This is a genomic window from Limosilactobacillus panis, from assembly GCF_019797825.1.
Taxonomy (GTDB): Bacteria; Bacillota; Bacilli; order Lactobacillales; family Lactobacillaceae; genus Limosilactobacillus; species Limosilactobacillus panis_A.
On sequence record NZ_CP081855.1, the window covers coordinates 1,777,349 to 1,792,635 of the forward strand.

General features: G+C 43.6%; 13 protein-coding genes and 3 pseudogenes. 7 read left to right on the forward strand and 9 right to left on the reverse strand.

The window, feature by feature from the left end:
* Positions 1-305 precede the first annotated feature (305 nt).
* A pseudogene (locus KZE55_RS08505) lies at positions 306-1,130 on the forward strand (gluconate:H+ symporter); the annotation flags it as partial.
* A 31-nt stretch (positions 1,131-1,161) separates the two neighbouring features.
* Here KZE55_RS08505 and KZE55_RS08510 read toward each other — a convergent pair.
* Positions 1,162-2,022, reverse strand: a complete 861-nt coding sequence (locus KZE55_RS08510) for an IS982 family transposase (protein ID WP_222259876.1) — start codon at positions 2,020-2,022, stop codon at positions 1,162-1,164.
* A gap of 302 nt (positions 2,023-2,324) precedes the next feature.
* Here KZE55_RS08510 and KZE55_RS08515 point away from each other — a divergent pair, with 302 nt between their 5' ends.
* From KZE55_RS08515 to KZE55_RS08530, 4 genes are all read left to right on the forward strand, one after another.
* On the forward strand, positions 2,325-3,344 hold the full coding sequence (locus tag KZE55_RS08515) for a LacI family DNA-binding transcriptional regulator (protein ID WP_222258132.1): 1,020 nt from the start codon (positions 2,325-2,327) through the stop codon (positions 3,342-3,344).
* A 17-nt stretch (positions 3,345-3,361) separates the two neighbouring features.
* Positions 3,362-3,850 carry a cyclic pyranopterin monophosphate synthase MoaC gene (moaC, locus tag KZE55_RS08520; RefSeq protein ID WP_222258133.1) on the forward strand — a complete coding sequence of 163 codons (489 nt, stop codon included), beginning with the start codon at positions 3,362-3,364 and terminating at the stop codon, positions 3,848-3,850.
* An 83-nt stretch (positions 3,851-3,933) separates the two neighbouring features.
* Positions 3,934-4,470 carry a helix-turn-helix domain-containing protein gene (locus tag KZE55_RS08525; protein ID WP_222258134.1) on the forward strand — a complete coding sequence of 179 codons (537 nt, stop codon included), beginning with the start codon at positions 3,934-3,936 and terminating at the stop codon, positions 4,468-4,470.
* Positions 4,470-5,366, forward strand: a complete 897-nt coding sequence (locus tag KZE55_RS08530; protein WP_261313236.1) for an IS3 family transposase — start codon at positions 4,470-4,472, stop codon at positions 5,364-5,366. Before KZE55_RS08525 ends, KZE55_RS08530 begins: the two co-directional genes overlap by 1 nt.
* A gap of 76 nt (positions 5,367-5,442) precedes the next feature.
* Here KZE55_RS08530 and KZE55_RS08535 read toward each other — a convergent pair whose 3' ends face one another.
* From KZE55_RS08535 to KZE55_RS08545, 3 genes and pseudogenes are all read right to left on the reverse strand, one after another.
* On the reverse strand, positions 5,443-5,781 hold the full coding sequence (locus KZE55_RS08535; protein ID WP_047768951.1) for a metal-sulfur cluster assembly factor: 339 nt from the start codon (positions 5,779-5,781) through the stop codon (positions 5,443-5,445).
* A gap of 4 nt (positions 5,782-5,785) precedes the next feature.
* A complete protein-coding gene (moaA, locus tag KZE55_RS08540; RefSeq protein WP_222258135.1) occupies positions 5,786-6,784 on the reverse strand; it encodes a GTP 3',8-cyclase MoaA in 999 nt (332 codons plus the stop codon).
* Positions 6,785-6,978: 194 nt separating this feature from the next.
* Positions 6,979-7,412: pseudogene (locus KZE55_RS08545) on the reverse strand (group II intron maturase-specific domain-containing protein); the annotation flags it as partial.
* Positions 7,413-7,525: 113 nt separating this feature from the next.
* On the opposite strand from KZE55_RS08545, the gene KZE55_RS08550 reads away from it, so the two are divergent.
* Together KZE55_RS08550 and KZE55_RS10350 are read left to right on the forward strand one after the other, a co-directional pair.
* Positions 7,526-8,704 carry a transposase gene (locus KZE55_RS08550; RefSeq protein ID WP_261313237.1) on the forward strand — a complete coding sequence of 393 codons (1,179 nt, stop codon included), beginning with the start codon at positions 7,526-7,528 and terminating at the stop codon, positions 8,702-8,704.
* Between the two features lie 114 nt (positions 8,705-8,818).
* Positions 8,819-9,031 carry a transposase gene (locus tag KZE55_RS10350; RefSeq protein WP_261313238.1) on the forward strand — a complete coding sequence of 71 codons (213 nt, stop codon included), beginning with the start codon at positions 8,819-8,821 and terminating at the stop codon, positions 9,029-9,031.
* A 72-nt stretch (positions 9,032-9,103) separates the two neighbouring features.
* Here KZE55_RS10350 and ltrA read toward each other — a convergent pair whose 3' ends face one another.
* The 5 genes and pseudogenes from ltrA to KZE55_RS08575 form a co-directional block, all read right to left on the reverse strand.
* Positions 9,104-10,483, reverse strand: a complete 1,380-nt coding sequence (gene ltrA, locus KZE55_RS08555) for a group II intron reverse transcriptase/maturase (protein ID WP_181578162.1) — start codon at positions 10,481-10,483, stop codon at positions 9,104-9,106.
* A gap of 577 nt (positions 10,484-11,060) precedes the next feature.
* The gene (locus KZE55_RS08560; protein WP_222258136.1) at positions 11,061-12,974 is read right to left on the reverse strand and encodes a copper-translocating P-type ATPase; all 1,914 of its coding nucleotides are present in this window, start codon (positions 12,972-12,974) and stop codon (positions 11,061-11,063) included.
* The gene (locus KZE55_RS08565) at positions 12,974-13,345 is read right to left on the reverse strand and encodes a cupredoxin domain-containing protein (RefSeq protein WP_396442459.1); all 372 of its coding nucleotides are present in this window, start codon (positions 13,343-13,345) and stop codon (positions 12,974-12,976) included. Before KZE55_RS08565 ends, KZE55_RS08560 begins: the two co-directional genes overlap by 1 nt.
* A 168-nt stretch (positions 13,346-13,513) precedes the next feature.
* A pseudogene (locus tag KZE55_RS08570) lies at positions 13,514-14,467 on the reverse strand (collagen-binding domain-containing protein); the annotation flags it as partial.
* Between the two features lie 36 nt (positions 14,468-14,503).
* Entirely contained in the window at positions 14,504-15,172 is a 669-nt protein-coding gene (locus tag KZE55_RS08575) for a KxYKxGKxW signal peptide domain-containing protein (RefSeq protein WP_222259991.1), read from the reverse strand.
* Positions 15,173-15,287: the final 115 nt, after the last annotated feature.

The window sequence follows — 15,287 nt, forward strand, 5'->3', positions numbered from 1 at the left end:
CAATATTCTCTATCATTTCGTTTTTATTCACGTATTCAGGAACGCAAAGCTCACCACAACGTTAATTGCGTTACCACACACCATCTCCAGTACACCCTGTGGCATATTCACCGGCTGTATCGGGAGTCCTTCGATAGCTTAGTGCCGACTTCACAGCCAGTACGCTAGCGATGACCGACATTGTCAACTACTAGGTCCAAAGTAACGGGCCGGGAAACGTAACGGCGAAATCAATTGTCACTACGAAAAGGCTCCTGGGTAAATGACATCCACCAAAGAACAATGGTAACTAGACGCAAAATGGCGGGCACGTGCTTTTACTTGGTATTATTGCGGCAATTCCAACGATCATCATTGCTGGGTCGGTCTTTAACTGGTTCCTCCACAAAGTCTACCCTCAAGTATACCGGAAAAATATCGATATCTCGGTTCTTGGTGAATATAAGGAATTTAATCTCGACGAAACCCCTAAATTTGGTATTTCCGTCTTAACAGCCATGATGCCGGTTATTCTGATTGTCTTTGCGACGATCTGCTCATTCATTTTTCCTAAATCAAATCCGGTTAATGAATTTATCCAGTTCGTTGGGGCACCAGACCTTGCCATGCTACTTTCGTTAATCTTTGCCGTCTTTACAATGGGACTCCACCGGAACAAGACAATGAACCAAATTTCTGATACGATGGTGGCTTCCATCAAGCAAATCTCCGTGATGCTGCTAATCATTGGTGGTGGAGGGGCCTTCAAACAAGTCTTAGTTGATGGTGGTATTTCCAAATACATCTCAACCCTGTTTGCCCAAACCAACATCTCACCAATTCTGGCTGCTTGGCTAATCACTGCCCTGCTCCGGGTATCGCTGGGTTCCTCAACGGTGGCTGCCATGACTGCCGCTGGTCTCGTGGCCCCAATGGCCCATCAATTCGGCTCTAACTCCGCCATGGCTGCTCTGATGGTACTAAGTGCTGGTTCCGTCTTCTGTGACCACGTCAATGACGCCGGCTTCTGGATGATCAAGGAATACTTTGGTCTTTCTCTTAAAGAAACCCTCCTTTCCTGGTCAACCTTAACCTCTGTCCTGGCACTGGCGGGACTTGGTTCAGTTTATGCTATCTCATTGTTTGTTTAATTCGGCTACATATAAACCACTACGCGTGGTGCTAGTGAAACTTTTCTAGACAATACTCCATATTAGATGCTAAAATTGCCACTTCTAACCGTTCTTGAAAGCCTGCTAAACTTCGCGCACGATTATTTTCGGCATTATAGTATTTTAATAACGAAAAGTCGGTCTCAATCGTTCGGCGAATTGCTTTTAGGATTCGTGAATTATGCTTCTTAGCGCCAGCCATGTTTTGACGAAATGGAGTCCAAAGCTCATAGCCATCACTAACTAGGTCGGTATGAAGCTGACGGCTAACATAGCCAACATCTGCTAATAAAAAGTGCTCAAGTGGCATAGTGTTTAAGATTAATTCTTCGGCGACCTTACTATCATGGACAGAAGCTTTAGTAACGATGTAGTTGAGCAAGTAACCATCACTACTAACAATCATGTGGACTTTAAACCCATAGTAATACTGTTTTTTCGTAGCGTTATAGCCAATATCAGTACTTCCCCGAAAAATCTTGGCTCGATAATTGCGAACTGGATGACAAACTGGTACTGGAAAGCTATCAATAATTAGGAATTGTCCATGTAAATCAACATCTTGGTTTAGCTTTCGCCTAATTAAACTGAGTAACGGTAGTAATTGGCGAGTGCGACGGTTGAAACGTGACCGAGAAATGGAGCTCACCAAGATCATACAAAAGCGTCGTTGCGATTCGATTCCTAACTGAGTTTGGCAAATCAGAAGGGCTATTAGGGTACTATCATCAACTTTAACTTGGTTGATGTTCGGTCGTTGAACGAGCTTTTTAGGTGCATAAAGCTTATACCAGCGATGGCAGGTACGGTTTAATTGAGCAAAATTAACTTGTAAATGATGGCAATAGTGGTTAGACTTAAGAAGGTTCAACATGATTAAGGCTCTTTTCTATTTAAGTTTTGTATCACTTAATAGTCTAACCATGTTGGGCTTTTTTTGTAAAATCAAACATACTAATGAGTACTAGCACCACGCGTAAACCACTGTAAATAACCTTCAATAAGATAATAGCTACACATTTTTGATTAAGCTATTATCTTATTGAAGGTTATTATGATGCGTTATAGTATCAAACCTTTGCAAATATCCATTAAATACTATTGGAAATTAAAATCTATTGCAGTTTCCCCGCCATCTAATGGTATCCTAGTAACTTTTAAGGATGATGAAAAATGAACCAGCGTGTAACCATTGGCGACGTTGCTAAAGCGGCCGGCGTTTCCGGTACAACAGTTTCACGGATTATTAATGGCCACTATGAAAAAATGCGCCTTGCTACTCGTCAGCGGGTCGAAGCCGTTATTAAAGAACTCCATTTTATACCGACCGCCTCTGCACAACGTCTTAGCCAAAGACAAGGCCACGTAATCGGCGTTTTAGTTGGTGACATTGCTAACCCCTTTTCATCCCTCCTCGCCAAGGGGATCGATGACATACTTAAGCAAGCCGGCTACGATATTTTATTAATGAATACGAACAACCCCCTTGAGACCGAAAAGCGGGCTTTACAACGCCTTTACCAGCAGCAAGTTGACGGAATCATCGTTCAACCAAACTCAGGGCACTTTAGCCAATTTAGTGGACTATTAAGAGCCCAGATACCACTGGAAATTGTTGACCAGGAAGTATGGGACCTCCCCGCCAGCGTCGGCACAGTCACCAGTGCCAATCAAGATGCCTGTTACCAACTGGGCCGCATCTTGCTTAACCATGGCTACCATAATATTCTTGCCATCAGTGCTCACTTTGCAGAAGCTTCTGGCCAAATTCCACGCATTGCGGGCCTTGAGACGGCTGCAAATGACTTCGGTCTTTCCTACCATAATATCGAAACGCGGGGCCATGGTCGTGATTGGCTTGCGCGCACGTTTACCCACCAATTAGCCCAACTAAGCGGGCGGACCGCCGTCATCTCATTAATGGGCCCCGTTCTCTTTGATCTCTTGAGTATTTTTAAAAAACACCATTTAACCTTTCCTCAGGATTTCGGTCTGGTCAGCTTTGATGACTGGGAATGGTCGCAGTATGTTGGGGATGGGATCTTCCTTTTGAAGCAGGATATGGAGTTGATGGGTAACTATGCGGCTAAGCGCTTGCTCAAATCAATGGCCACCATTCCACCAGCGGCACAACGCTTTTGCCCGTTGAAACCGTCTTTTGCCCCTCAATTTAACTTCTCAATCAATTACTAAAAGGAGTAACAATAATTATGGCAGATAAGCTTACCCACTTTAATGACCAGGACCGGGCCCGCATGGTTGACGTGACCGCTAAAAAGGTGACGGCGCGCTTTGCTCGAGCAACCGGTCAGATTCATATGCACCCGACTACCCTCCAGCAAATTACCGCTGGCCACATTAAAAAAGGCGACGTCCTGGCCGTCGCCCAAGTGTCCGGAATTATGGCGGCAAAACGGACCGCCGAATCAATCCCCATGTGCCACTTGATTCCTTTGACCGGGGTCGACATTCATTTTCATGACAATGGTCATGATACGATTACTGCTGATGCAGTAGTTAAGACGAAGCATGTCACCGGCGTGGAAATTGAAGCACTATTAGCTATTCAAACCACCTTATTAACAATTTATGACATGTGTAAAGCGATTGACCGGGGAATGGTTATTGATGATGTTCACCTAGTCGAAAAAGACGGTGGCAAAAGTGGCCACTTCATTTTTGCCCAACCAGATAACTAGTCTATAAAAAAGAGGACCACCAAGATGTGAAGTGCCCCATAATTGTTGGACAAAGGATCCAATGATTGTGAGGTACTTTTTCTATGTCAAAATATTCTTCAGAATTAAAATCACAGATTGTTAGTGAATATTTAGCTGGTAACCCCACAGCTGAATCGTCTAACAATTACCATGTTTCAAAGAAACGCATCAATAAGTGGGTACAATTATTTAGGATGAATGGATCTCAAGCGCTAAAACGACGGCGTCATAAACGAGTATTTACACAAGATTTTAAGCTAAACGTGATAAACTACTACCAAACTCATGAGGAGTCATTAGCTGAGGTTGGAGCTAAGTTTGACCTGTTGCCTACACAAGTAAGTTATTGGGTCAATATTTTTCAACGTGACGGCATCGAAGCTTTGAAGCCTCATCAGAAAGGTAGGCCGCCAAAGGTGAATAAGAAGCATAATCCAAAACATATACGTCATTTGGCTGAGAGGAATGAACTCGACCGGCTCAAAGAAGAACTTGCCAAGAAGAATCAAGAGTTACATGAGGCCAAATTGGAGCTAGAAATCACAAAAAAATCTCTGGCCCTGTTCGGACCCTCAAAGCACGCGCCAAAACACAAATAGTGGATCAGATCAGGGCAGAACAATCACAGCGTCCAAAAGAACAACGCTTTACCACTGGCGAAATTTTGCGAACAATTCAATTACCTAAGGCTACTTATTATGATGAGCGCCAACGGATTGCCCATCCATCCACTAAGTATGCTCGTGTAAAACAAGTCATTCTTAAGATTGTGGAAGAAGGCCGTGTTCGTGGTCGATCAACCTACGGTTATCGACGAGTTAAAGCAAAATTAGAAGAACTAGGAATTCATTTAGCAGACACGACAGTTGAGTCATTGATGCATCAATTAGGTGTTCAAGTTAGTATGTATAATCGTCATCGCAATCATCAGTATCACTCATATAAGGGTCATGTGGGTACCACCGCGGACAATTTACTTGAGCAAACTTTCAACGAAACGAATCCGTATCAGGTTATTCACACTGACGTTAGTCAAATTAAGCTGGCTAATAAACAGTGGGCTTATATCTCAGTCATGATTGATGAAGCCAGTAAGGAAGTCTTGGCCTTTCAAGTCAGTGATAGTCCCAATCGTTTATTAATTATGAACACCCTAGAACAATTAGAGAATCAGTTACCAGCCACCGCAACCCCAATTATCCATTCTGATCAAGGATGGCACTATCAACTTCCATACTACATTCAACGGCTTAAAAATCATCATTTTGTACAAAGTATGTCCCGTAAGGGCAACTGTTTGGATAATGCCCCCGTAGAAAGCTTTTTCCATCTTTTCAAAACCGAACTACTTAACGGTTTTCCACCGTGCAAGAATTTGTCAGAATTTAAGCAGTCAGCTACACAATATGTTCACTATTTCAACTATGAACGAATCTCTTTAAAAACTAAAGGCATGACCCCCGTTGAATATCGGAATCATGCCCTAGCAGCTTAATTATCTAATTTTGTCCAACTTTTGTATTGCACTTCAATGCAATTTCAGGTACTGGTAGTCCTCTTTTCATTATTTACTACGAGTGAATGCCAAGGGCAATCTTTGCGTAGCGGGTCATCATATCTGGATTCCACTGTGGCTGCCAAACGAGATCAATCTTACACTTGTTGACCCCTTTGACCGCAAGGGTTTGTTCAATTATTTGCTGACTTAACATATTGCTAACCGGACATCCCATGGTAGTTAACGTCATCTTAATCACACATAAACATTGTTTATTAACATGAACATCATAAATCAATCCTAAGTTAACAATATCGACGCCTAACTCTGGATCAATTACAGATTGCAAAGCGGTCATGACCCGGTTTTCAACCGGTGAAAATGGTGCGCCAGTATTTTGATCTGCTGCCATAATATTAACCACCAATTTGACTCATATGCCGCCAGGTCGGCGCAGAACTAATAATCTGCTGGGGATTTTTCATCGCCATCTGGTGATTGAGCGGCTTGTTGTCTAACGCCGTTTGAACAACGTGTTTAAACGCCGTAAAATCATTTATCATTGGACGAATATTTAGCTCTTCGTTCCAATATAAACAGGCTTTAACGTATCCATCTGCAGTAATTCTAATTCGATCACACGACTTGCAGAACCGTTTAGAGATGGGATGAATTAGCCCAAAGCTTCCCTGGTAGCCGGCAATCTGGTAGTTATCTGCAGGCCCATTACCCGGTAACGTTAACGGTGAATATTTAAGTCCGGCCCGGTGACATTCATCAAAGATGTGCGTTAATGGCACATATTCCTGTTGCCAATCACTAATCTCTTGACCAATAGGCATATACTCAATAAAGCGCACATTAATTTTATGATCCTTCGTGTAGTTGATAAAGTCCATTATCTCCTGATCGTTTTCTCCCCGGACGACGACTGTATTGATCTTGATGATCTTAAAGTTTTCCCGCTCAGCTGCCGCAATTCCTTGAAGAACGTGCTTAATATTACCACCACGAGTCATTTTCTTATAAACCTCAGGGTCAAAGGTGTCTAATGAAATATTTAGCCGATCTAATCCTGCTTCTTTAAGGTCTTTTGCTTGGTACTTAAGGGCGGTACCGTTAGTTGTAGCTGAAATATCAGTTATTTCTGGAATTTGCCGAATTCGGTAGATAATCGTAGCTAAATCCCTCCGCAGCAATGGCTCGCCACCAGTCAAGCGCACCTTTGTAACCCCTAATCGGGCAAAATTTTGGACTAATTGGACAATCTCGTCCTGACTCATAATCTTATCTTGGGAGAAAAAGTCTAATCCGGCCGCGGGCATACAATAAACACACCGTAAGTTACACCGGTCAGTTACCGAAAGCCGAAGATAATCAATTTTTCGTTGAAAATGATCATAAAGCTGCTCCATTAACATCCACCTCATTATCGTAATAACATCTGCCTATATTAATTATTAATGATCCTACGAGATGATTAAATTGGGTTTTCCCCTGAATTTTATTTTGCACCGTTAAATCGAGTAGGAGGTGATTGATTAGTTCAATTACCGACCTCTCACACCACCGTACGTACGGTTCCGTATACGGTGGTTCGACAATTTAATCACTTTTGAATTGACTGGAGCGTCTTGGACATATTTTTATTAGTCCAAGGTGCTCCAGTTTTCTATTTGTTAGAGAATAATTTAGTGTCTTACTGTGTGCAGTTCGCCAGTAGCCCCTCCGAGTACTAGCAAAGACGAACGCATCATGATAAGACAAACCTGACTTCTGTAAATGTACAACTTTAGTTTTGAATTTCTTCCATTGTTTCCAGATGTATTGCCTTATTCGTGCTCTTAACCATTGGTCAAGGCGATGAATAAAATTGGTCAACTTCCCGATTGAGTAATACTGAAGCCAGCCACGCATCTTTTGGTGGATTTCTTCAAACATCTTAGTAAGAGAAACACCCCGATTGCGCTTAGTTAGAAGCCTCAATGCTTGTTTTACTCGTTGTTGTGATTGCTTGGCTGGTCGGGCATAAGCGGGGCTGTGACATAACTCCATTTTCCTTTAAAATATTAGTAAAAGAAAAGACATCGACCTGACCGTCGATGCCTCCAAAATACCCTCGAAAGGATACAAAAACATTGGAACCTGATTATAACATGAATCAACTTAGTTTGAACATACCTACTGCTTATGAACCTGAGTTAAATCATCCAGCACGTTATATTAATCGGCTGGTTGAAAGCTTAGCGCTGCGGCGACCCAATATTATGGGTCGACCAAGAGAGTATGATCCACGAATGCTGTTAAAGTTAGTTTTACTGGCTTACAGCTATGGTATCATTTCCTCTAGGAAAATTGAACGCTTTGCTCGTGAAAACATTATTGCGATGTCGTTGACTCAAGAACAGCGCCCAACCTACCGCACCATTGCTCGCTTCATTGTCTCCCAAGAATTGGAAGATATGATTCAGAGTAGTTTCAAGGAATTTCATGACTATTTAAAGGCTCAGGGAATGATCGATGAGGCTTCATTCATTGATGGCACTAAGATTTTAGCTAACGCAAATAAGTTTTCCTTTGTTTGGAAGAAACGCACCATTAAGTATCGCGAATTAAACGTTGAAAAGGCTCAAAAACTAATTCGTGAAATTAAGCAAGCAGAAGTTAAGATTGATGTTGATGAAGATAGCTTTGACATTGATCAACTTGATACGATTATTGCCTTACTTGAACAACGGATTGAAGAGTTAAACCAACGGGTGGCCGAAACCGCAAAGGTTTCGCCCAATCCGGTCAAGCAGGAACGACGTCATGCCAAAAAGTATCTCCATGCTTTAGACCATTGTCGTCAAAAGCATCTTGAATACCAAGCCCAATCGCAGATTGCTGGCCAACGTAATAGCTATTCCAAAACCGATCATGACGCTACTTTTATGCGTTTAAAGGAAGATCCGATGCGTAATGGTCAAACAAAGCCAGCGTATAATCTTCAAATTATGACTAGCTCACAGTACGTGCTGGGTTATGAACTCATGCAGAACCCAACCGATACTAGAACCTTAATCCCATTCTTATCTCATCTCGCCCAGAACGAAGTTTTGGGGCGAGAAATTGTTGCCGATGCTGGTTACGGATCAGAACGCAATTATAAGTATATCGAAGATGAGCTATCTGATTGTACAGCTTTAATTCCTTACAGCACCATGATTAAAGAGAATAGCCGTAAGTGGCGTTCTGATGATCGAAAAGTAATGAACTGGGAATATCATGAGGCTGATGACTTTTATGTAAACCCACAGGGCGTCCGATTCAACTTTAAACGATACGCATACTGAAATGATAAATACAAATTCCGTCGTGATTTCAAAGTATATCAAGCAGAGAAGTATGATGAGAATCATCAAATTATTTCTCAGGCATTAACACCACATGGGAACACTAAGTACCTTATGGTGAACCCACAGTGGGAATATTTTAAGTCGAAAGCTCGCGAGTCGCTTTCAAATTCCAACACTTACTCCCGTCGTAAGTACGATGTAGAGACTGTTTTTGGTAACTTGAAGGCTTATTTGGGTTTTAAAAGATTCACAGTACGTGGTCTTAAGAAAGCCAAAAGACAAATTGGGATTGCTTTAATGGCATTAAAATCGAGTAGGAGGTAATTGATTAGTTCAATTACCGACCTCTCACACCACCGTACGTACGGTTCCGTATACGGCGGTTCGACAATTTAATCACTTTTGAATTAACTGGAGCGTCTTGGACATATTTATTAGTCCAAGGTGCTCCAGTTTTCTATTTGTTAGAGAATAATTTAGTGTCTTACTGTGTGCAGTTCGCCAGTAACCCTTTCGGGTACTAGCGAAGACGAACGCATCATGATAAGACAAACCTAACTTCTGTAGGTGTACAACTTTAGTTTTGAATTTCTTCCATTGCTTCCAGATATATTGTCTTATTCGTGCTCTTAACCATTGATCAAGGCGGTGAATAAAATTGGCTAACTTCCCAATTGAGTAATACTGAAGCCAGCCACGCATCTTTTGGTGGATTTCTTCAAACATCTTGGTAAGAGAAACACCCCGATTACGCTTAGTTAGAAGCCTCAATGCTTGTTTTACTCGTTGTTGTGATTGTTTGGCTGGTCGGGCATAGGCACCATTACGGTCTACACCGAGTGAGAAGCCAAGAAACTTCAACCTCAAGGGACTACCAATTTTGGTTTTATCTGGATTAACTTTAACTTTCAATCGCTTTTCAAGAAACTGAGTAATACTACGCATTACTCGTTCTCCGGCCCGCTGACTTTTAACATAGATGTTACAATCGTCCGCGTAGCGCACAAAGTGGTGACCACGTCTGGTCAGCTCTTTATCCAACTCATTTAAATAGATATTCGCTAGCAGTGGCGATAGTGGTCCTCCTTGCGGAGTTCCTTTGTCGCTCCTAACGAACAGCCCGTGGTCCAAGATTCCGCTAGTCAAAAACTTACGGATAAGTCTTAGTGTCCATGGGTCATCAATATATTGTTGGAGGTATTTAATCATCAAATCATGGTTGACATTATCAAAATAGGCCTTAAGGTCTAAATCAACTACCCGTCGATAACCTTGATTATATAGCTTAACTACCTTTGCGATTGCGTCTTGGGCTCCACGATGAGGGCGGAAACCAAAACTATTGTCAGAGAAAACTCGCTCAAAGATGGGCGTGAGTACCTGGGCAACTGCTTGTTGGACCAGGCGGTCCACTACCGTTGGTATCCCTAGTTTTCTCACTCCACCGTTGGGCTTGGGAATTTCCACTCGTTTAACCGGTGCTGGCTTATAATTGCCCTCACGTAGGTTGGTGATTAATTCCGTTTTATTTTCCCTGAGGTAGGGCAGAAGGTCATTGACAGTCATATCGTCAATACCCGCCGCTCCTTTATTTCTCTTAACTCGCAAATAAGCCTGATTAAGGTTATTGCGATCCAAGACTAAGTCTTGGATAGTGACACTCATACCTTTACCTTCACCATAATCGGTACTACGCGCCCTTGTGTACTTTCGGTTTTCCAAACCTATCCTCGACAAGCGGTCAGCTTGTGTTTCTGTTTTCTGCGATTGTCGCACCTGATTACACCTCCGATATAATTTATGAGTTATTGTCGTTCAGTCCTTCGTCTGACTAATCAGACTACTATGACCTCGGCTGACTTCTGACTTACTCAACACCACATCACTGTCGTGCTTGTTTCTGTGGAATTTCATTTATTCCTCTTGTCGGAAACGTGTAAGCCAGACCTCCCCGGGTAAGAATATTAACTTTCGTACCATGTCACCGTTAGCTTTACTGAAAGCAACTTCGAGTAGTATTGGACTTTAGTTTGTATGGCAACCTTATCCAGTTACTCTCAGCCTTATAGCTACTTCTTGTTCATCGGTGCAGTACTTTGCCTTAGACTTCCTTCAGATTCCACCTCACAGTGGACACCCTTGTCGTCAGCTCATGGTTCCGACTACTACGGCCCATAGTGGACTTTCACCGCCTAGTTAATACCCATGCCGGGCGCACCATGAAGAAAATGGCCGGAAGGCCGCTCATTTTCTCAAAATATTCAGATAATCAAAAAGCTCCATTCAGAATTTTTGTTAATTCCGAATGGAGCTTCTGATTTAGAGGCTTTTTGTCACAGCCCCGTCACTTTTACTATTCAATCCTAGCCTTATTTAATAGTAATGAGGAACTAACAACGGAGACCGAACTGAAGGCCATTGCAAGGGCCGCAATCTCGGGACTCAGGATCCAACCTAAGCTAACGAAGACACCAGCGGCAATTGGGATTCCAATTACGTTGTAGATAAGGGCCCAGAAGAGATTCAACTTAATCCGGTTAAATGTCTTCCTGCTCATCTCCAGGGCACGAACGACCCCACGCAAGTCGTTTTGGACCAGGACAATACTACCGGAATCAATTGCAATGTCCGTTCCCGAACCCATTGCAATCCCAACATCAGCAGTTGTTAACGCGGGGGCATCGTTAATACCGTCCCCAACAAAGGCAACCTTGCCCGCTTTTTGAAATTTTTCAACGTAATGAGCCTTTTCGTTTGGCAAAACGTTGGCAATTACGTCATCAATTCCGACGTCTTGAGCGATTGATTGCGCAACTCGCTCGTTGTCACCAGTGAGCATCACTGTCCTCAAGCCCTGGACCTTCAAATTAGCAATTGCCTGCTTAGCATTGGTTTTAGGAACATCTTGAATTGCCAGTAGGCCAATCACTTGCTGGTTCAAGCCAACTTGAATAACCGTTTTGGCTTCAGCTTGCAATTTACTTAAGCGCTGCTTTAGTTCGGAACTAACTTGGTAATCTACCGATAACTTATTACTACCGACAAAGGCCGGTTGTCCAGCCAACTCAGCGGCAACCCCCTTACCTTCAATAGCTTGAAAATTGGTGACCGCTTGAGGCTGGATGCCTTCGTCACTTGCGCGCTGCATAACCGCCGAAGCCAAGGGGTGTTCAGACGCTGCTTCCAGGCTTGCCGCAACTTCCAGTACCTGCCGCTTAGGTCCAACAATATCAGTAACCCGTGGTTTCCCTTCAGTGATGGTCCCCGTTTTATCAAAAATAATCGTCTTAATATCGTTTACCGTTTCTAATGCCTCACCATTTTTAATCAGGACACCCATTTTGGCTGCCCGGCCGGTTCCCACCATCAGTGCAGTGGGTGTTGCCAAGCCAAGAGCACAGGGGCAGGCAATTACAACGACCGACACCGCAAATAGCATTGCCTGTACACCGCTAGCCCCTAAAAGGACGTACCAAATAATGAAGGTGGCGATGGCAATGATGAGGACAGCTGGGACAAATATTCCGGAAATCTTATCGGTCAGGTGTTGGATCGGTGCATGACTCGTCTGGGCCTTCTTCACCATCTCCACGATCTGTGCCAGCATCGTATCCTTGCCAATCTTAGTTGCTTTAAAAGTGACGGTCCCCCGGCCATTGATTGTGGCACCAACAACGTGGTCACCCACCTTTTTGGCGACCGGGATACTCTCGCCAGTAATCATCGACTCGTCGACCGTTGTCGTACCGCTCGCGATTTCCCCATCAACTGGGAACTTCTCGCCGGGTTTAACCTGGATAAGGTCACCAACCTTCACATCCGCCAGGGGGATACAGGTAAATTGGCCATCCCGCTTAACCAGCGCATCCTTGACCTGTAGACCAAGAAGCTTCTTCAGTGCGTTGGAGGCGTTATCGTGCATCCGTTCCTCCATCATATCGCCGAGTAAGACGAAAACGGTAATAAAGGCGGCACTCTCAAAGTAAACTGGCCGCCCCGTTACCATCGCAAAGAGGCTATAGAAATAAGCGATTGTCGTTCCGACAGCCACCAACGTGTTCATATTGGCATTATGGTGTAGGAAAGCTGCCCAGGCACTCTTCCAGTACGGCAGTGCCCCAACCAGCATAATCAGGGTTGTCGTTACCAGTGCCACCCAGTTATACCCCGGCATCATCCAGTGAAAAAGCATCCCCACCATTTGAATAAGAAGGGGAATTGCCAGAACCAATGATGTCCAGAAACGTTGCGTACTCGAGAGACGCATTACTTAACAACCACCTTTCCGTGGAACATATCCATCCCACAGGCAAAGTTAAATTCACCAGCCTTATCAGTTGGAATCTTTACCGTGGTAATCTTTTGCTTAGTAAGGTCCTTATTTACCCCTAAAGAATCAAAAACGACATGGGATAAGCAGGCTGTGTGGTCGCGCATGTCAAAATCAACCTGGCCAGGAACCCCCTTCTTTAAGACAACCGTTGATGGTGAGTAACCACCATTAACTACCACCGTGGCCTTTTGACCATTATCCTTTACCTGGGCGCTCTGGGCTGCCTGTTCATGCTTACCAAAGAACCACCAAGCAATCAGTGCAATCAAGATAATACCAATTATCAATACGAATACCTTAACCATTTTTATCACCTCATTATTGTATTTACAATTGTAATCATAGCAATAATGTTTACAAGTGTCAACATAAAAGCAACAAAAAAGGTCCGACCATGGGAAATAATTCCGTGGTCGAACCTTTTTGACATATTATTTGGAAAATTAGTTTTTTCCCAACAGTTAAGAGGGGATTTAGAATTCTTTCTTGAGAAGGTTGATTGCCACTACAACGCTAGCGACCATAAGGCCAATAATTCCGAGTTTATTATCCTTATTACCAGTTTGTGGTAGTTGCGCGGATTCGGCACTGGATTGAGAATGCTCTACCGCTTTTACCGGTTGAGCTGGCTTGCCAGGATTCGTTGGCTGGACCGGACTCGTTGGCTTCGTTACGTTAGTTGACTTACCAGGTTCCACTGGCTCGCTTGGTGACGTCGGCTGAACGGGGGTCACATTACTTGACTTGCCAGGCTTGCTGTCCTGAGACTTAACTGGACTTGTTGGTTGACTCGGCTGGTCCGACTTACCGGGCTGGCTATCTTGACTTTTGTCGATATCAGCCTTTACCGGTTGCTTACCATCACTTGGCTTACCAGGCGTATTCTTGCCACCATCTGGCTTCCCGTGATCCTTCGACGGTTCTACGAATTCTTCTTCCCCATGCCAATGTGGAATAACTGGGCGGGGGAATATCGGCGTTACGGGTTCCCATAAGTCCCAGCGGTGCGATTCGCCGCCGCGGATATTAACTGTTTGAGCCACCAGGTTCCCGTCGACATTTACGTCAACGTTTACTTCTGCGTTCGGAGCGAGCACACTTCCCATAAAGTATCCACTAGAAATATTAACGGTCTTAACCTTATTTCCAAAGTTCCATAGAATATGGTTTGGCTTTGCGTGGCTTTCATTAGGCGACAATTGCGTATTATCATCATAGATTAGCCTTGTCTTGGTTGCCAGATTAAGGGCATCCTTGGATGATTGAACATTAATGATGACAACCTGCCCATCTTTTGTGTCACTATCTAGTCCCTTGATAGTAATATCTTGCGGTTGTTCCAGGAAATCGCTAGAAAGTTCAATAATGACAACTTTTTCTTTAACGTTGCTGATGTCGATTGTCCGGTTGTTCATGTCACTAAAGTTAAGTACGACACCGTCTGATTGGTCCTTCCCTGTTAGTTAATCAGCGCGGCCGGCTAACTTGGTCAACTCGCCATCGATATCAATGTGGTTCTTGATGATCCGCACATCGCTCTTCTTGAGGTGGTCCATTCGGATACCATTAATAAAAACCTGGTCCCCGTTAAACGTGACATTGGTATCATCCCCCAAGACAACATCATTGTTGCCGGTCCGAAAGGCATTGGGGCCAATACCGCTGACCTTGCTGATGTAATAAGTATCCTTAGCGATGTGGTTAAAGGACTGACCGCGGGTTCCAAATTCCTGCCCATTTAACAGTTCCCCCGTGGCAATATTCCCGTTAGTATCCACCTTGGAGGAAGTCTTTCCTGCAAAGATGTGGAAACCAGCAGCCTTACCCAGTAGCTGGCCCTCATAAACAAGATTGCCATCCTTAGCTGCTGCGGTTTGTGTCGGTGGCGTGGCCACTTTATTTGCGATTTCTGTCGTAGCTTCCTGCGTACCATTGTTCGTGGCTATTGAACTCTTCAGTACAACGCTATTATTCGTCAGTACTTGGTTGTCGTTGCTTGCCTTAACAGCTCTCGTGGTGGTGCCATCATCGGCGCTTGCCTTCTGGCTCAAAACAGTATTTCCAAAAAAGATTACTGATATCAGTGCTGTTATCCATAATTTACCAGCTTTATACAACTTGTAATGGTCCAGCGATTATTTATTCACAATAACTTACTCCTAATTAATAAAATTTAGCATTAACCAATTTACTATAGGGATGGGGACTGAACCAGATTTAAATGTTTTAATAACAACTTATGATTAT